This window comes from Neobacillus niacini (assembly GCF_000759675.1).
In the GTDB taxonomy this organism is placed as follows: Bacteria; Bacillota; Bacilli; order Bacillales; family Cytobacillaceae; genus Neobacillus; species Neobacillus niacini_A.
Genome location: NZ_BAWM01000004.1, coordinates 74992 through 91908, shown reverse-complemented (window position 1 = coordinate 91908; position 16917 = coordinate 74992). Strand labels below are relative to the sequence as shown.

At 38.3% G+C, this 16917-nt stretch carries 18 protein-coding genes; all 18 read left to right on the top strand.

Going from position 1 to position 16917, the window contains the following annotated elements:
* Positions 1 to 15 precede the first annotated feature (15 nt).
* The 18 genes from TR08_RS01505 (at position 16) to hslU (ending at position 16910) form a co-directional block, all read left to right on the top strand.
* Positions 16 to 348: a putative DNA-binding protein gene (locus TR08_RS01505; RefSeq protein ID WP_045515267.1), complete on the top strand. Its 333-nt coding sequence runs from the start codon at positions 16 to 18 to the stop codon at positions 346 to 348.
* Between the two features lie 12 nt (positions 349 to 360).
* Positions 361 to 1713, top strand: a complete 1353-nt coding sequence (ffh, locus tag TR08_RS01500) for a signal recognition particle protein (protein ID WP_045515265.1) — start codon at positions 361 to 363, stop codon at positions 1711 to 1713.
* Positions 1714 to 1831: 118 nt separating this feature from the next.
* Positions 1832 to 2104: a 30S ribosomal protein S16 gene (rpsP, locus tag TR08_RS01495; RefSeq protein WP_045515263.1), complete on the top strand. Its 273-nt coding sequence runs from the start codon at positions 1832 to 1834 to the stop codon at positions 2102 to 2104.
* A 5-nt stretch (positions 2105 to 2109) separates the two neighbouring features.
* Positions 2110 to 2340 carry a KH domain-containing protein gene (locus tag TR08_RS01490; RefSeq protein ID WP_045515261.1) on the top strand — a complete coding sequence of 77 codons (231 nt, stop codon included), beginning with the start codon at positions 2110 to 2112 and terminating at the stop codon, positions 2338 to 2340.
* Between the two features lie 86 nt (positions 2341 to 2426).
* Positions 2427 to 2813, top strand: a complete 387-nt coding sequence (locus TR08_RS01485; RefSeq protein ID WP_045515259.1) for a YlqD family protein — start codon at positions 2427 to 2429, stop codon at positions 2811 to 2813.
* A 14-nt stretch (positions 2814 to 2827) separates the two neighbouring features.
* Positions 2828 to 3346, top strand: a complete 519-nt coding sequence (rimM, locus tag TR08_RS01480) for a ribosome maturation factor RimM (RefSeq protein WP_045515257.1) — start codon at positions 2828 to 2830, stop codon at positions 3344 to 3346.
* A complete protein-coding gene (gene trmD, locus TR08_RS01475; RefSeq protein WP_152597317.1) occupies positions 3346 to 4086 on the top strand; it encodes a tRNA (guanosine(37)-N1)-methyltransferase TrmD in 741 nt (246 codons plus the stop codon). The genes rimM and trmD overlap by 1 nt, the downstream gene beginning before the upstream one ends.
* A gap of 147 nt (positions 4087 to 4233) precedes the next feature.
* Positions 4234 to 4578, top strand: coding sequence for a 50S ribosomal protein L19 (gene rplS / locus TR08_RS01470; protein WP_034675704.1), 345 nt, complete (start codon positions 4234 to 4236; stop codon positions 4576 to 4578).
* Positions 4579 to 4753: 175 nt separating this feature from the next.
* Positions 4754 to 5305 carry a signal peptidase I gene (lepB, locus tag TR08_RS01465; RefSeq protein ID WP_045515251.1) on the top strand — a complete coding sequence of 184 codons (552 nt, stop codon included), beginning with the start codon at positions 4754 to 4756 and terminating at the stop codon, positions 5303 to 5305.
* Positions 5306 to 5323: 18 nt separating this feature from the next.
* Complete coding sequence (gene ylqF / locus TR08_RS01460) at positions 5324 to 6199, top strand: ribosome biogenesis GTPase YlqF (RefSeq protein ID WP_045515249.1); 876 nt, start codon at positions 5324 to 5326, stop codon at positions 6197 to 6199.
* A 330-nt stretch (positions 6200 to 6529) separates the two neighbouring features.
* Positions 6530 to 7306, top strand: coding sequence for a ribonuclease HII (locus TR08_RS01455; protein WP_045515513.1), 777 nt, complete (start codon positions 6530 to 6532; stop codon positions 7304 to 7306).
* Between the two features lie 223 nt (positions 7307 to 7529).
* Complete coding sequence (gene sucC, locus TR08_RS01450) at positions 7530 to 8690, top strand: ADP-forming succinate--CoA ligase subunit beta (RefSeq protein ID WP_045515247.1); 1161 nt, start codon at positions 7530 to 7532, stop codon at positions 8688 to 8690.
* Between the two features lie 23 nt (positions 8691 to 8713).
* The gene (gene sucD / locus TR08_RS01445; RefSeq protein WP_045515245.1) at positions 8714 to 9616 is read left to right on the top strand and encodes a succinate--CoA ligase subunit alpha; all 903 of its coding nucleotides are present in this window, start codon (positions 8714 to 8716) and stop codon (positions 9614 to 9616) included.
* Between the two features lie 72 nt (positions 9617 to 9688).
* On the top strand, positions 9689 to 10579 hold the full coding sequence (gene dprA, locus TR08_RS01440; RefSeq protein ID WP_045515243.1) for a DNA-processing protein DprA: 891 nt from the start codon (positions 9689 to 9691) through the stop codon (positions 10577 to 10579).
* A 458-nt stretch (positions 10580 to 11037) separates the two neighbouring features.
* A complete protein-coding gene (gene topA / locus TR08_RS01435) occupies positions 11038 to 13116 on the top strand; it encodes a type I DNA topoisomerase (protein ID WP_045515241.1) in 2079 nt (692 codons plus the stop codon).
* Positions 13117 to 13290: 174 nt separating this feature from the next.
* A complete protein-coding gene (gene trmFO / locus TR08_RS01430) occupies positions 13291 to 14598 on the top strand; it encodes an FADH(2)-oxidizing methylenetetrahydrofolate--tRNA-(uracil(54)-C(5))-methyltransferase TrmFO (RefSeq protein ID WP_045515239.1) in 1308 nt (435 codons plus the stop codon).
* 349 nt (positions 14599 to 14947) lie between these two features.
* Positions 14948 to 15490: an ATP-dependent protease subunit HslV gene (gene hslV, locus TR08_RS01425; RefSeq protein ID WP_045515237.1), complete on the top strand. Its 543-nt coding sequence runs from the start codon at positions 14948 to 14950 to the stop codon at positions 15488 to 15490.
* 16 nt (positions 15491 to 15506) lie between these two features.
* Positions 15507 to 16910, top strand: coding sequence for an HslU--HslV peptidase ATPase subunit (hslU, locus tag TR08_RS01420; RefSeq protein ID WP_045515235.1), 1404 nt, complete (start codon positions 15507 to 15509; stop codon positions 16908 to 16910).
* Positions 16911 to 16917: the final 7 nt, after the last annotated feature.

Here is a 16917-nt window from a genome sequence, read left to right as displayed (position 1 = left end):
AAGGGAGGTATACGCATGCTTGAAAAAACAACGCGAATGAATTATCTTTATGATTTCTATTATTCGTTGTTAACACCAAAGCAGCAAAGCTATATGTCTCTCTATTATTTAGATGATTACTCACTTGGAGAAATCGCTGAAGAGTACGCTGTAAGCCGTCAGGCTGTATATGATAATATCAAACGTACGGAAGCTATGCTTGAGGAGTATGAAGAAAAGCTATTATTATTTCAGAAATTTCAAGAGCGCAGCAAACTATTAAGGCATGTAAAAGAATTGCTAAATGAAGAACAGCCATCAAAGCAGGCAATGATGGAAGTGGTTGCCGAGCTTGAGAAATTAGATTAGGAGGCGGCATTAATGGCATTTGAAGGATTAGCCGACCGACTGCAGAATACGATTCAAAAAATCCGTGGAAAAGGAAAGGTAAATGAAGCGGATGTAAAAGAAATGATGCGTGAAGTCCGCCTCGCTTTATTAGAGGCAGACGTTAATTTTAAGGTCGTCAAAGATTTTGTGAAAAAAGTCAGCGACCGTGCAGTAGGACAAGAAGTGCTAAAAAGCTTAACCCCAGGTCAGCAAATCATAAAAATTGTTAATGAAGAACTGACCGAATTAATGGGCGGTGAGCAAAGTAAGATTGCGGCATCAAATCGTCCTCCTACTGTGATTATGATGGTTGGATTACAGGGTGCTGGTAAAACGACCACGACAGGAAAGCTTGCTAACCTGCTTCGTAAAAAGTATAATCGTAAGCCAATGCTAGTAGCAGCCGATATTTATCGTCCTGCTGCGATTAAGCAGCTTCAAACCCTTGGTAAACAATTGGATATGCCTGTATTTTCCCTTGGTGATCAAGTAAGCCCAGTAGAAATTGCTAAGCAAGCCATTGCAAAAGCAAAAGAAGAACATCATGATTATGTCCTAATCGATACAGCTGGACGTTTGCATGTGGACGAAAACCTAATGGGCGAGCTAAAGGATATTAAAGAGCTTACGAAACCAGATGAAATCTTTCTCGTTGTTGATGCAATGACTGGTCAAGACGCTGTTAATGTTTCCCAAAGCTTTAATGAACAGCTTGGTTTGACTGGGGTTGTCTTAACAAAGCTTGACGGTGACACACGAGGCGGAGCTGCGCTGTCCATTCGTGCTGTTACGCAGACACCTATTAAGTTTGTCGGTCTAGGGGAAAAAATGGACGCCATTGAACCTTTTCATCCTGAACGGATGGCCTCTAGAATTCTTGGTATGGGTGACGTCCTTACCCTTATTGAGAAAGCGCAGGCAAATGTTGATGAAGAAAAGGCAAAAGAGCTTGAACAGAAAATGCGGACAGCGTCATTTACGCTTGATGACTTTTTGGATCAACTCGGACAAGTTCGTAATTTAGGACCACTTGATGAATTATTGAAAATGATGCCAGGTGCAAACAAAATTAAAGGTTTGAACAATATTCAAATCGAAGAGAAGCAAATTGCACACGTTGAAGCAATCATACGGTCCATGACCAAAGAAGAAAAGAGTCATCCAGAAATTTTGAATTCAAACCGTAAAAGAAGGATTGCAAAAGGAAGCGGCAGAACCGTACCCGAAGTAAACCGCTTATTAAAACAGTTTGAAGACATGAAAAAGATGATGAAGCAAATGACAGGAATGCAGCAAAAAGGAAAGAAAAAAGGCGGATTTAAATTTCCGTTCAAGCCTTTCTAACATGTTTTAACTTGTATGAAATTGGCAATACTACTGTAAAGAAAAAACACTTTACAAATGAATTAATAATTGATAATATACTATCTTGTGTGAAACTATTCGGAGGTGCTTATTTAAAATGGCAGTAAAAATTCGTTTAAAGCGTATGGGAGCAAAGAAAACTCCTTTTTATCGTATCGTAGTAGCAGATTCTCGTTCACCACGTGATGGACGTTATATCGAAGTTGTTGGAACTTACAATCCGGTTGCTCAACCAGCTCAAGTTCAAATCAACGAAGATCTAGTTCTTAAATGGTTACAAGATGGTGCTAAGCCATCTGATACAGTTCGTAACCTTTTCTCAAACCAAGGCATCATGGAAAAATTCCATAATGCTAAGCTTAGCAAGTAATTGCTATGAAGCAATTAATTGAAACGATTGTAAAGCCCCTTGTTGATTTTCCCGAAGATGTTCTTGTTAATGTCAACGAAGAGGATCAACGAATCACTTATCACCTTACTGTTAATAAGACAGACATGGGAAAGGTGATTGGAAAGCAAGGGCGTGTTGCAAAGGCCATAAGGACTGTTGTATATGCAGCAGGATCTTCACAACAAAAGAAAATTTTTCTAGAAATTGGTGAATAGCTTTTTGCATCTAGATGAAAGGGAGGAATGAAATTCCTCCCTTTTTTGCTATCAGAAAACAGATGCTTTAAGGAGGCCGGAATTTTATGCAATTGATTCAAACTGTTATCGTGAAGCAAATCTTAACAGAAAAGAGCAAACAAAAACTGCTTGATAAATATTTTGCAGGTAAGCTGCAGATGCAAAAAGAATTTGAGCAGCTTCAATTTGAATTAAAAAAGTTAGAAAAAGCAAAAAAGTATCAATCAAGCGTACTTAAAAATCACTTTGAAAAAGAATTGCAAAAACGACATGATAAAGAAAAGCTTTATGAGTTTCAAATTGAACAATTACATATGCTACCATTAGGCAGTGAATTAAAGGAAAAAGAAGTACAAGCCCTAGTTGAAATAAAAGTTGGCGATAATTGGGATGAAGTAATGGGGCAGTCTACAATCATCATTAAAGATGGCATAATAGAGGAAATTAGATAGAGGTGACGAACAGGATGGATAAGTGGTTTAATGTTGGCAAGATCGTTAATACCCATGGAATTAGAGGCGAAGTTAGGGTAATTTCAAAAACTGATTTCCCTGAGCAACGTTACAAAGTGGGGAATATCTTGTATTTGTTTATGCCAGGTTCTAACAAGCCTATCGAATTAAAGGTAAAAACCCACCGTACTCACAAGAATTTTAATCTTCTAACCTTTGAAGGGTTAGAAAATATCAATGAGGTTGAAAAGTTTAGGGATGGAATCCTTAAGGTCCCAGAATCGCAGCTTGGTAATCTGGATGAAGATGAGTATTATTACCATGAGATTATCGGATGTCTAGTGGCTACGACTAGTGGTGCGGAAATTGGTAAGGTTACGGAGATTCTATCCCCCGGCGCTAATGATGTATGGGTAATTAAATCACCTGCTGGCAAGGAAATATTGATTCCTTATATTCAAGATGTTGTGAAAAAAGTCGATGTTAAGGAAAAGGTCATTTTAATTGAACCAATGGAAGGGTTGCTTCCATGATGAAAATAGATGTACTTACGTTATTTCCTGAAATGTTTGCAGGTGTTTTTGGACATTCCATTTTAAACAAGGCAGCTGAGAAATCTGCTGTTCAATATAATGTTGTCAATTTCCGAGAATATGCGGATAATAAACATCAGACAGTTGATGACTATCCCTATGGTGGAGGAGCAGGTATGGTTTTAAAGGCGCAACCGCTATTCGATGCAGTTGCTGCTTTAAAGGAACAAGCAGAAAGTAACCGGACAAGAGTGATTCTACTTTGCCCTCAAGGAAAACGTTATGACCAAAAGACTGCAGAGGAATTAGCGGGTGCCTCGCATCTTATTTTCGTATGCGGTCATTATGAGGGCTATGATGAAAGAATACGAGAACATGTAGTAACGGATGAAATTTCGATCGGTGATTATGTCTTAACTGGCGGAGAGCTTGGAGCAATGGTGGTGATTGATAGTGTCGTCCGTCTTTTGCCAGAAGTTTTAGGAAACGAAGAATCACATATGAAAGATTCATTTAGTACAGGACTATTGGAGCACCCTCATTACACAAGGCCTTCTGATTTTCGAGGAATGAAGGTTCCGGAGGTCCTCCTTCAAGGTAATCATAAATTAATCGAAGAGTGGCGAAACAAAGAAGCTTTACGAAGAACATTCCTAAGGCGTCCTGACTTATTAGAAAAAATCGAATTGAGCAATGAACAGGAAAAATGGCTTAATGAAATAAAAAAAGAATACGAGTAGTTATTGCATGGAGATGGCTTTTATGGTATGATACTTCTTGTGACTTGAGCTGATTAACAAATTCAGTATGGTCTTATAACGATGTTCCGCTGCAATGGAAAAGGATAGTAGATATGCAAGAGCGTCTGTTGGAAGGAGTTGAAAACGATGCAAAAATTGATTGAAGAAATCACAAAAGAACAACTTCGTTCTGATCTGCCTGCGTTCCGTCCTGGTGATACTGTACGTGTACACGTTAAAGTTGTCGAGGGTACTCGCGAGCGTATTCAGTTATTCGAAGGTGTAGTGATTAAGCGTCGTGGTGGTGGAATTAGCGAAACTTTCACAGTTCGTAAGGTTTCTTACGGAGTAGGCGTTGAGCGTACTTTCCCTGTACACACACCTAAAATTGCGAAGCTTGAAGTATTGCGCCGCGGTAAAGTTCGCCGTGCTAAGCTATACTACTTACGTAAGCTACGTGGTAAAAAAGCTCGTATTAAAGAAATTCGATAATAAAAGAAAGAGCTTGCTCTGCAAGCTCTTTTTTCGTACATATCTTATTATCTCGCAGTAAGAATAGTAATATTAAAGTTTGGTTAAAAAGTTCAGCCCCCACGTGTTTAATATACAATTTTTATGTAAAATAAGATGATAGCACACATTTTTTTCTGATTGGCGGGGACAAGACATGATAAAAAAGAAAAATGAACTTTGGGAATGGACGAAGGCACTTTTAATTGCTGTTGCACTCGCAGCTGTCATTCGTTACTTTCTTTTTGCACCAATTGTTGTAGACGGGCTATCCATGATGCCAACGTTACAACACCAAGACCGTATGATAGTTAACAAGCTAAGCTATAATATAGGTGAACCAAAACGGTTTGATATTATCGTCTTTCATGCTCCTGAACAGAAGGATTACATTAAAAGAGTAATTGGGCTTCCGGGTGACCGTATCGAATATAAAGATGATATTCTATATGTAAATGGTAAGCCATATGAGGAACCATATTTGGATGAATATAAGCAGAAAGTGGAAGGACCTCTAACCGATCCTTTTACTCTTGAAGAAACACCTGTAGGTACAAAAACTGTCCCAGAGGGTGAATTGTTCGTAATGGGCGATAACCGCCGTTTCAGCAAGGATAGCAGGCACATCGGAACCATTGCAATGGACAAAATAATCGGTAATACAAGTATTGTATACTGGCCATTAAAAGATGCACACATCGTGAAATAGATTTAGGAGGTGACTGCTTTGACAATCCAATGGTTTCCAGGCCATATGGCAAAAGCTCGAAGAGAGGTCACGGAAAAATTAAAACTAGTAGATATTATCTATGAATTAGTGGATGCAAGAATTCCCTATTCTTCACGCAATCCGATGATTGATGAAATTATTCAGCATAAACCAAGGCTGGTCCTCTTAAATAAAGCGGATATGGCAGATAAAGCCATTACAAAAGAGTGGATTGCCCATTTTGCAGATAGAGGGATTAAAGCACTAGCCATCAACTCTCAAGCTGGAGAGGGAATGAAGGAAATTGTTCAGGCATCTCATGAAATCCTAAAGGAAAAATTTGATCGTTTAAGAGCAAAGGGTGTTGTCAACCCAAGGGCAATTCGTGCGATGATTGTAGGAATCCCTAATGCAGGAAAATCAACATTAATTAATCGACTCGCAAAGAAAAATATTGCAAAGACAGGAAATACACCAGGAGTAACAAAAGCCCAACAGTGGATTAAAGTGGGTAAAGAGTTAGAATTGTTAGATACTCCCGGGATACTTTGGCCAAAGTTTGAAGACCAAGAGGTTGGAAAAAAGCTGGCTGTGACGGGTGCAATTAAAGACACTCTCCTAAATTTACAAGACCTAGTTATCTTTTCACTTAAGTTCTTAGAAGAGCATTATCCTGAGAGACTTAAGGAACGGTATAAGCTTGAATATGTTCCTGAAAACGTGGTCGAAATGTTTGACCAAATAGGAGAGCTTAGAGGCTGTCTCGGATCTGGGGGGATAGTTGATTATGATAAAGTGTCAGAGCTAGTCATACGGGAAATTAGATCGGAGAAATTTGGTCGACTGACCTTTGAACGACCTAGGGATTTTATAGATGACTCTGAAAATAAATAAACAAAACAAACTCTCCATACGGTGAGTTTTTTTGTTTGCTATGGTAAAGACAATTGTTAATTTTGCCATTATGTTGATTGGAGAGGAAGGAGCGAGACTCCTCGAAAATGATATCGCATTTTCTTCGTGCGTGGGCGGATTCAAGGATGTAAATCAATGTCGTGCAAGGGAGTACGGGGTTTGGGTCCCCACACGCGCTTAAGCGCCGAGGAGGCTCCCCAGTACGGTCTGGAACGGAAATCAGCAGCCAAGTTTAACAGAGACTTTTGTTTATTATTGGTCATTGTAATTAAACGCTGGAGAAGGTATCATTTACAACGGGTGAAGAAAATGAAAGTACAAACAATAGCAGAAATAGAAAAACAGCTTAATGACATAAAGGCAGAAAGTGACCCTATTTTCAAAAGAATTCAACAGGATGAACGCAAAGGGGTTCAGAATTTAATACATAAATGGCATAGAAGAATGCAGCAAGAAAGACAACTGCAGGAAAAGTTTAATGAAATGAATGGTTACGAAAACAAATGGCGTGCACAAGGTTATAAATATATAGCTGGTGTTGATGAAGTAGGCAGAGGTCCGCTGGCAGGGCCGGTTGTGGCAGCAGCAGTTATTTTACCAAAGGACTTTTTTCTGCCAGGTATAGATGATTCAAAAAAGCTTTCAGAAAAAAAACGCAATGAATATAATGAAATCATTAGAAGAGAAGCAATAGCTATAAGTGTGGCAAAGATTGATGCAGGGGAAATTGATACGATCAATATTTATGAGGCCACCAAAAAGGCTATGTTAGCTGCAATTGCTTTTTTAGCTCCAAACCCAGACATTTTGCTGGTTGATGCTATGAGGCTAGAAACCCCTTTTGTAGTTGAGCCTATAATAAAAGGCGATGCAAAGAGTGTATCTATAGCTGCAGCTTCCATCGTAGCAAAAGTAGCAAGAGATAGTTTAATGGTTGAATTATCAGCTGAATTTCCGGAATATGGTTTTCAAAACAACATGGGGTACGGCACAAAGGAACATATTCAGGGTATTCAAAAGCATGGCATTACACCTTACCATCGGAAGAGCTTTGCACCAATAAAGGACATGCTGCTTCATGAATAACAAAACAAGCTTGTTTTTTGCTTGTTTTGTTATTGTTAAAAAATAATTAGTTGTTAATATTTGGTTTTATAATCTATGAAAGCGTTTCATTTACAGGGTGTGAGTATTCATAATATTATGAGCAATATAATTTTTTTGTACATAACTGTGGACAAGGTTTCAGTCATTATATAAAATGAAAACGGAGTCAATTTTTTTGAAGAGTTTGATAGGAGGATGGGAAATGAATATCCATGAGTATCAGGGGAAAGAAATCCTCAGAAAATACGGGGTAAGTGTTCCTAATGGCAAAGTGGCATTTACTGTTGAAGAAGCAGTTGAAGCAGCAAAGGAATTAGGCACACAAGTATGTGTAGTAAAGGCGCAAATCCATGCTGGCGGCAGGGGTAAAGCTGGCGGGGTAAAAGTCGCTAAAAACCTTGAAGAAGTGCGTACATACGCTAGTGAAATCCTAGGGAAAACGTTGATTACACACCAAACGGGTCCTGAAGGTAAAGAAGTTAAGCGTCTATTAATTGAAGAAGGCTGCGACATCAAAAAAGAATACTACGTTGGTCTCGTATTAGATCGTGCTACTTCAAAAGTTGTGCTTATGGCTTCTGAAGAAGGCGGAACAGAAATTGAAGAAGTAGCTGAAAAAACTCCGGAAAAAATCTTCAAAGAAGAAATTGATCCGGTGGTCGGCTTAATGCCTTATCAGGCTCGCCGAATCGCATTCAATATCAACATTCCAAAAGAGCTAGTCAATCAAGCTGTTAAATTCATGATGGGCTTATACAGTGCCTACATTGAGAAGGATTGCTCAATTGCCGAAATCAACCCACTGGTTGTTACTGGTGATGGAAAAGTAATGGCACTGGATGCAAAATTAAACTTTGATTCAAATGCTTTATACCGTCAAAAAGACGTGCTTGCTTACCGTGATCTTGAAGAAGAAGATCCAAAGGAAATCGAAGCATCAAAATATGATTTAAGCTATATTTCATTAGATGGAAATATCGGCTGTATGGTAAATGGTGCTGGACTAGCTATGGCAACAATGGATATTGTTAAGCACTATGGCGGCGACCCGGCTAACTTCCTTGATGTTGGGGGCGGTGCGACTGCGGAGAAAGTTACAGAAGCATTCAAAATTATCCTTTCTGATCCAAACGTAAAAGGTATTTTTGTCAATATCTTTGGCGGAATCATGAAATGTGATGTCATTGCTGAGGGTGTAGTAGAAGCAGCTAAGCAGGTGCAGCTAAGTGTACCTCTTGTTGTTCGACTTGAGGGAACAAATGTTGATTTAGGCAAGAAAATCCTTGCTGAGTCTGGTTTAGCTATCACTCCTGCAGAATCAATGGCTGACGGTGCACAAAAAATCGTTTCATTAGTGAAATAGGATCGAAAGAAAGGGGAATTAACGTGAGCGTTTTTATTAATAAAGATACAAAAGTAATAGTTCAAGGGATTACAGGATCAACTGCCCTTTTTCATACAAAACAAATGCTTGAATATGGTACACAAATTGTTGCTGGTACCACACCTGGAAAAGGCGGCATGGAAGTTGAAGGAGTACCTGTTTTTAACACAGTGAAAGAAGCTGTTGCTGCTACTGGCGCTACTGCTTCCGTTATCTATGTTCCAGCACCATTTGCAGCTGACGCAATTATTGAAGCTGTCGATGCTGAATTAGATTTAGCTATCTGTATTACTGAGCACATCCCTGTATTAGATATGGTTAAGGTTAAACGTTATATGGAAGGCAAAAAGACTCGCTTAGTAGGTCCTAACTGCCCAGGTGTTATCACTGCGGATGAATGTAAAATTGGTATCATGCCTGGTTACATTCATACAAAAGGCCATGTTGGCGTTGTTTCCCGTTCAGGAACATTAACATATGAAGCTGTACATCAATTAACTCAAGCTGGAATTGGTCAAACTACAGCTGTTGGTATTGGTGGCGACCCAGTTAACGGTACAAACTTCATCGACGTGTTAAAAGCATTTAATGAAGACCCTGAAACGTATGCTGTTATCATGATTGGTGAAATCGGCGGTACAGCTGAGGAAGAAGCGGCTGAGTGGGTAAAAGCAAATATGACTAAACCTGTTGTCGGCTTCATCGGTGGACGTACTGCGCCTCCAGGGAAGCGTATGGGTCATGCTGGTGCGATTATTTCAGGTGGTAAAGGTACAGCAGATGAAAAAATCCGTGTCATGAATGAATGCGGTATTAAAGTTGCTGATACTCCATCTGTTATGGGTGAAACATTAATTGAGGTATTAAAAGAGCAAGGTATATACGATAAGTGTAAAACACACTAAGAATAGAAGAAATAGTCCCTATATTTGAAGGGACTATTTCTCTTTATTTTTGCAAATAATGGAGGTAAATTAATGGATGATTTTAAAGAAAAACTCATAACCCTAATGTACTACCCGGGTATTTCATGGAATTCAGTTTTTCAATTGTTAAAAAAAGACCCATCGCTCCAAACATTAAAGGACTATAAACCTCAATCCTTCCAGCAAAATTTATTCCTTCTTAAAGCCACCACCAACTCGACTACTGAGAATCCTTCCATTCCTGCCCTTCAAACCGAAATCATTCATGAAAATATCCGCCAATTTAATAATAATGGTATAGAAGCCATTTCAATTTTAGATAAGAATTATCCTGAACTGTTAAAAGAAATATACCAGCCTCCCTGGGTGTTATTTGTAAAGGGAAATCTTAACTTGCTAGATAAACAACCAAAGCTAGCAGTGGTAGGTTCACGTCAAGCAACACAATATGGTAAGAATGCAATAGGTCTAATGTTTCCTCGATTAGTGGAAAAAGGACTGGTTATTGTCAGTGGTTTGGCAACTGGTATTGATACACTCGCACATGAATATGCAATGAAAAACGGAGGGAATACCATTGCCGTAATAGCCGGAGGATTGTATCATGTTTATCCAAAGGAGAATTCTGAATTGGCAAGAGAAATGATGAAAACACAGTTAGTCGTCTCTGAATATCCTCCAGATACGAAACCGATGCGTTGGCATTTTCCTGCTCGCAATCGAATCATAAGTGGGATGTCAAATGGTACATTTATAATAGAAGCAAAACGAAAAAGTGGTTCTCTTATTACGGCTAACTATGCTGTAAATGAAGGCCGTGAGGTTTTTTCGCTTCCAGGAAGTATATTTAATCCGAGTTCATTGGGTACGAATGACCTCATCAAGCAGGGTGCAAAGCTTGTAATGAGCAGTGAGGATATTTTAGAGGAACTTCGGTTATAATCATGTATTGATTATTAACATTATCAATGAAAATCTTAGTATTTTTGAAGGTTTTTTCGGATAATAGGAGAATTATGTTAAAAAAAGCTTGAAATTATTTCTAATATGTTATACATTTTCCAACAGATATTCGAAAAAAAGAATGTGTAAATAGGAATAATTTGGCGTATGATTATCATTAACTAGTTGTAAACGGTTTCGTCATCATTGACATCAATGGCTATTTGTTTAAAAATAAGAGGTATTAATGATGAATACACTTTCCACTTGTTTAGGAATGATTATATAATAGGAAAAATTTAGGGATAAGTCATTTTTGTAAAGTATTTTCTCCGATCCGAATTGACAAATTTGGAATTTAGGAAAACTTCTCAAATTGTAAGCAGGTCTAAATCTGACACTTTTCATTTTTAGGGTGCTTTCATATTTCTTATATCCCCTTGAGGAGGATTATTTGAATGTCAGAGTTTCTTGTAATTGTAGAATCACCGGCAAAAGCGAAAACAATTGAACGCTATTTAGGAAATAAATATAAAGTAAAAGCATCCATGGGGCACGTACGTGATTTGCCTAGAAGTCAAATGGGGGTCAACGTTGAAAACAGTTACGAACCCAAATACATTACGATTCGCGGCAAAGGTCCGGTATTAAAGGAATTAAAGACAGCTGCAAAAAAAGCAAAAAAAGTATTTCTCGCGGCTGACCCGGATCGTGAAGGAGAGGCTATCGCATGGCACCTTGCACATAGTTTAAATGTAGATATACATTCAGACTGTCGTGTTGTATTTAATGAGATTACCAAGGAAGCAATTAAAGAATCTTTCAAGCACCCACGACCAATCAATATGGATTTAGTTGATGCTCAGCAAGCAAGAAGGATTCTAGATCGTCTTGTAGGTTATAACATTAGCCCGCTTCTTTGGAAAAAAGTAAAAAAAGGATTAAGTGCAGGACGGGTTCAATCTACTGCAGTCCGTTTAATCATCGAACGTGAGAATGAAATAAAAGCATTTATTCCTGAAGAGTATTGGACAATTGAAGGCGAGTTGGTTAAGGGGAAAGATCATTTTAGTGCTTCCTATTTCTCTCTAGCTGACAAGGAAAAAACAGAACTTAAATCGGAACAGGATGTTGAAGCAATATTAAAACTAATGGAAGGCGATAAATTCAAGGTGGTTTCGGTAACCAAAAAAGAGCGTAAACGAAATCCTTCTCCACCATTTATCACCTCTTCCCTCCAGCAGGAAGCGGCAAGGAAACTCAATTTCCGTGCTAAGAAAACAATGATGCTGGCACAGCAATTATACGAGGGAATTGAGCTTGGTTCATCTGGAACAGTTGGTCTTATCACCTATATGAGAACAGACTCAACGCGTATATCTGAAGTTGCCCAAAAAGAAGCTGCAGAATATATCCTTAGTGAATACGGCGAGGAATACTTAAAAGAAGAACAAAGAAAGGAGAAAAAACAATCAAATGCACAGGATGCTCACGAAGCTATCCGCCCGACAAGTGCCTTACGTGACCCAAATAGTTTGAAGCAATTTTTATCAAGAGACCAATTGCGTTTATATAAATTAATTTGGGAGAGATTTCTAGCAAGTCAAATGGCTCAGGCTGTTATGGATACGATGAGTGTTGACTTACAAAATGGTAATGTCCTATTCCGTGCAACTGGTTCAAAAATAAAGTTTCCAGGATTTATGAAGCTGTACGTGGAAGGTTCAGACGATCAAGTTGAAGAACGTGACAAAATGCTGCCAAATCTACAAGAAGGCGATGTTGTTTTCAAAAAGGATATTGAACCTAAACAACATTTTACTCAGCCGCCACCAAGATATACAGAGGCAAGATTGGTTAAAACGCTTGAAGAATTAGGAATTGGACGTCCATCCACCTATGCGCCGACCTTGGATACAATCCAAAAGCGTGGATATGTCGCTCTGGATAATAAAAGATTTATTCCTACTGAGTTAGGTGAAATTGTTAATGAATTAATTCTTGAATTCTTTCCAGATATTATCAATGTTGATTTCACCGCTAAAATGGAGCAGGATTTAGATAATGTTGAGGATGGTAAAGTTCGCTGGGTTGAAATCATTGATGGTTTTTATCAGGAATTTGAGAAACATCTTGTTATAGCAGAAAAAGAAATGCAGTCTGTTGAAATTAAAGATGAGCCAGCTGGCGAGGATTGTGAATTATGCTCAAGCCCAATGGTGTTTAAAATGGGCAGATATGGTAAATTTATGGCCTGCAGTAATTTCCCTGATTGCCGCAATACAAAAGCCATTGTTAAGGAAATCGGTGTTACCTGTCCAAAATGTAAAGAGGGAAATATCATTGAACGTAAAAGTAAGAAGAAGAGACTCTTTTACGGCTGCGACAAGTTTCCAGAATGTGATTTTATCTCTTGGGATAAACCTTTACCAAGACCCTGTCCTAAATGTTCAGGCCCACTCGTTGAAAAGAAATTAAAAAAAGGTGTTCAAGTACAATGTACGGAATGTGATTACAAGGAAGAACCACAAAGTTAAAGTTAAGGGTGAGCAAAGCTCACTCTTTTATTTTTTTTTTAAATCATAAAACTTTTTTGTTTTTGATTCGTATAGTACAATGCAAGATGGGCTAAAAAGAGGGAAAAGTAATCATAGTAAAAAGTAGAGCTAGATTCATGGAACATCAGCTTTGTAAAAATCAGGAGGGATAACATGAGTGATGTAACAATAAATGTAATCGGGGCTGGTTTGGCAGGAAGTGAGGCTGCTTGGCAGATTGCTAATCGTGGTGTAAAAGTCCGTCTTTATGAAATGAGACCAGTTAAACAAACACCAGCTCATCATACTGATAAATTCGCGGAATTGGTATGTAGTAATTCCTTACGAGCAAATACCTTAACAAATGCTGTCGGCGTATTAAAGGAAGAAATGAGAATACTTGATTCTGTTATTATCACTGCAGCAGACGCATGCTCAGTCCCAGCAGGCGGTGCCTTGGCAGTTGACCGTCATGAGTTTGCGGCTAAAGTGACAGAAATGGTAAGAAATCATGAAAATGTAACGGTCATTAATGAGGAAGTGACAGATATTCCTGAGGGAATATCGGTAATTGCAACGGGTCCATTAACGAGTCCGGAATTATCCGCCAATCTAAAATCATTAACGGGCGAGGATTACCTTTATTTTTATGATGCGGCAGCACCTATTCTTGAAAAAGATAGCATTAATATGGAAAAGGTTTATTTGAAATCGCGATACGATAAAGGTGAAGCTGCTTATTTAAATTGTCCAATGACTGAGGAAGAGTTCAACACCTTTTATGAAGCACTAGTTGCAGCAGAAACAGTTCCTTTAAAGGAATTTGAAAAGGAAATCTTTTTCGAAGGCTGTATGCCGATCGAAGTTATGGCCGAGCGTGGCAAGAAAACGATGTTATTTGGACCATTAAAGCCAGTTGGTCTTGAGGATCCGAAAACAGGAAAAAGACCTTATGCTGTCGTTCAACTTCGCCAAGATGATGCTGCGGGAACTCTTTATAATATTGTTGGTTTCCAAACTCATTTAAAATGGGGTCCCCAAAAAGAAGTCATTCAATTAATACCTGGACTTGAAAATGTCGAGATTGTACGCTATGGAGTTATGCACCGAAACACCTTTATCAATTCACCGAAGGTCCTTAAAGCTTCTTATCAATTTAGGGAACGGGAAAATTTATTTTTTGCTGGACAGATGACAGGTGTTGAAGGATATGTAGAATCGGCAGCAAGTGGACTAGCTGCTGGAATAAATGCTGCTAGGTTAGCTTTGGGAAGTGATCCGCTAGAATTCCCTGTAGAAACGGCAATCGGAAGTATGGCGCGTTATATTACCACGGCTAATGCAAAGAATTTCCAACCTATGAATGCGAATTTTGGACTTTTCCCGGATTTGCCAGAAAAAATTAAGGGAAAACAGGAACGTAATACGCAGCATGCAAACAGAGCATTAGAAACAATTCAGAACTTTGTGAAAGTTTTGTAAAATTTATTGCAAGTGGTTAAGAAGTGTGTTACGCTTTAGTAGCCTTTGTGAGGTGGACATATTAATAAATGTGACTGTTTTATTAACGTTAGTTAACAACCATTTACAAATGGATAAAATTTAATCACAATATACAATTGGACAATCCCAATATGCTCAGCGTAAATTCTTTTTGTTCATGTGTGAACAAGTGAGGATTGAATGGAATCAATTGAAACGTATATGCCCAAACATAAAAGGGAATAAATGAATAAAGTTTTCATACTATTCTAGTGTAATGCACTTGTCTACTTATGACAATCTCTTGTTACATAGGTTTGCTAGTAAAAATGCTAGAGGAGGAAGAATGATGAACGAATTTCATGCCACGACGATATTTGCAATCCATCATAATGGTGAATGTTCTATGTCTGGTGATGGCCAAGTCACATTTGGAAATGCAGTAGTGATGAAGCACACAGCAAAAAAGGTTAGAAAGATATTTAATGGAAGGGTATTAGCTGGTTTTGCCGGTTCTGTTGCCGATGCATTCACTCTTTTTGAAATGTTTGAAGCCAAATTAGAAGAATATAACGGAAACCTCCAACGAGCTGCTGTTGAGCTTGCTAAACAGTGGAGAAGTGATAAGGTCTTAAGAAAGCTAGAAGCCATGTTAATTGTCATGAATCAAGAAGATATACTCCTCGTATCAGGAACAGGAGAAGTGATTGAGCCTGACGATGGAATTCTAGCAATTGGATCAGGTGGGAATTATGCGCTCGCAGCTGGACGGTCTCTAAAGAAATATGCAGGTGACCATCTTTCTGCAAAAGAAATTGCAAAGGCTTCTTTAGAAATAGCTGCTGAAATTTGTGTATATACAAACCACAACATTATCGTGGAAGAGCTCTAACGGGAGGGAACCTACAATGGCTAAAACAGACAACCTAACACCGCGCCAAATTGTTGAAAGACTAGATCAATATATTATAGGTCAAAAGGATGCAAAAAAAGCAGTTGCAGTAGCACTTAGAAATCGGTACAGACGAGGTTTGTTAAACGAAAAACTCCGTGAAGAAATTATTCCTAAAAATATTTTAATGATAGGTCCAACAGGTGTAGGTAAAACGGAAATCGCCCGAAGAATTGCCAAGTTAGTTGGTGCACCATTTGTTAAAGTAGAGGCTACCAAATTTACGGAAGTTGGTTATGTTGGTCGTGATGTTGAATCTATGGTTCGTGACCTCGTTGAAACAGCTGTCAGATTAGTAAAAGAAGATAGAATGTTATCTGTAAAAGAACGTGCTGAGGAAAACGCAAATGTAAGACTGGTTGATTTACTCGTTCCATCTGCGAAGAAAGCGCAAAATTATAAAAACCCACTTGAAATGTTATTCGGTGGCGGAAATGCAACAGCTGAACAAGAAAATCATCAAGAAGATTATTCCTTAACGGAAAAAAGAAAAATTGTTAAGGAAAAACTTGCTCTAGGACAATTAGAAGAAGAAATCGTTTCGGTTGAAGTCGAAGAGCAAACTCCTTCCATGTTTGATATGCTTCAAGGTTCAGGGATGGAACAAATGGGTATGAACATGCAAGATGCCCTGAGCAGCTTTATGCCGAAGAAACGGAAGAAAAGAAAATTAACAGTCCGTGAGGCAAGGAAAGTATTAACAAATGAAGAAGCCGCAAGATTGATTGATATGGATGAGGTTACGACTGAAGCTGTTTACCGTGCTGAACAGACTGGTATCATTTTTATTGATGAAATTGATAAAATTGCCAGCAAAAATTCAAGTGGTTCTTCTGCAGATGTGTCTCGTGAAGGCGTCCAACGAGATATTTTACCAATTGTAGAAGGTTCAACAGTTGTTACGAAATATGGTTCGATTAAAACGGATTATATCTTATTTATTGCTGCTGGTGCTTTTCATATGTCAAAACCATCCGATTTAATACCAGAACTACAAGGTCGGTTACCAATTCGTGTTGAATTAACGAAGTTAACTGTTGAGGATTTCTTCAGGATTTTGATTGAACCTGATAATGCATTAATTAAACAATATCAAGCATTATTAGAAACAGAAGGTATACAAATTGAATTTTCTGACGATGCTATTCGTAGAATAGCAGAGGTTGCTTTTGAAGTGAATCAAAATACAGATAATATCGGTGCTAGAAGACTTCACACAATTTTAGAAAAATTACTAGAAGACTTGTCGTTTGAAGCACCTGATATTTTAATGGAGAAGATTACCATTACTCCACAATATGTTGATGATAAGCTTGGAGCAATATCCAAAAATAAGGATTTAAGCCAATTTATCTTGTAATTATATA

Coding starts and splice junctions, on each gene's coding strand:
- rplS (WP_034675704.1), top strand. CDS start 4,234: ATGCAAAAATTGATTGAAGAAATCACAAAAGAACAACTTCGTTCTGAT.
- ffh (WP_045515265.1), top strand. CDS start 361: ATGGCATTTGAAGGATTAGCCGACCGACTGCAGAATACGATTCAAAAA.
- rimM (WP_045515257.1), top strand. CDS start 2,828: ATGGATAAGTGGTTTAATGTTGGCAAGATCGTTAATACCCATGGAATT.
- lepB (WP_045515251.1), top strand. CDS start 4,754: ATGATAAAAAAGAAAAATGAACTTTGGGAATGGACGAAGGCACTTTTA.
- trmD (WP_152597317.1), top strand. CDS start 3,346: ATGAAAATAGATGTACTTACGTTATTTCCTGAAATGTTTGCAGGTGTT.
- hslU (WP_045515235.1), top strand. CDS start 15,507: ATGGCTAAAACAGACAACCTAACACCGCGCCAAATTGTTGAAAGACTA.
- rpsP (WP_045515263.1), top strand. CDS start 1,832: ATGGCAGTAAAAATTCGTTTAAAGCGTATGGGAGCAAAGAAAACTCCT.
- trmFO (WP_045515239.1), top strand. CDS start 13,291: ATGAGTGATGTAACAATAAATGTAATCGGGGCTGGTTTGGCAGGAAGT.
- TR08_RS01490 (WP_045515261.1), top strand. CDS start 2,110: ATGAAGCAATTAATTGAAACGATTGTAAAGCCCCTTGTTGATTTTCCC.
- sucC (WP_045515247.1), top strand. CDS start 7,530: ATGAATATCCATGAGTATCAGGGGAAAGAAATCCTCAGAAAATACGGG.
- TR08_RS01505 (WP_045515267.1), top strand. CDS start 16: ATGCTTGAAAAAACAACGCGAATGAATTATCTTTATGATTTCTATTAT.
- topA (WP_045515241.1), top strand. CDS start 11,038: ATGTCAGAGTTTCTTGTAATTGTAGAATCACCGGCAAAAGCGAAAACA.
- TR08_RS01455 (WP_045515513.1), top strand. CDS start 6,530: ATGAAAGTACAAACAATAGCAGAAATAGAAAAACAGCTTAATGACATA.
- TR08_RS01485 (WP_045515259.1), top strand. CDS start 2,427: ATGCAATTGATTCAAACTGTTATCGTGAAGCAAATCTTAACAGAAAAG.
- dprA (WP_045515243.1), top strand. CDS start 9,689: ATGGATGATTTTAAAGAAAAACTCATAACCCTAATGTACTACCCGGGT.
- hslV (WP_045515237.1), top strand. CDS start 14,948: ATGAACGAATTTCATGCCACGACGATATTTGCAATCCATCATAATGGT.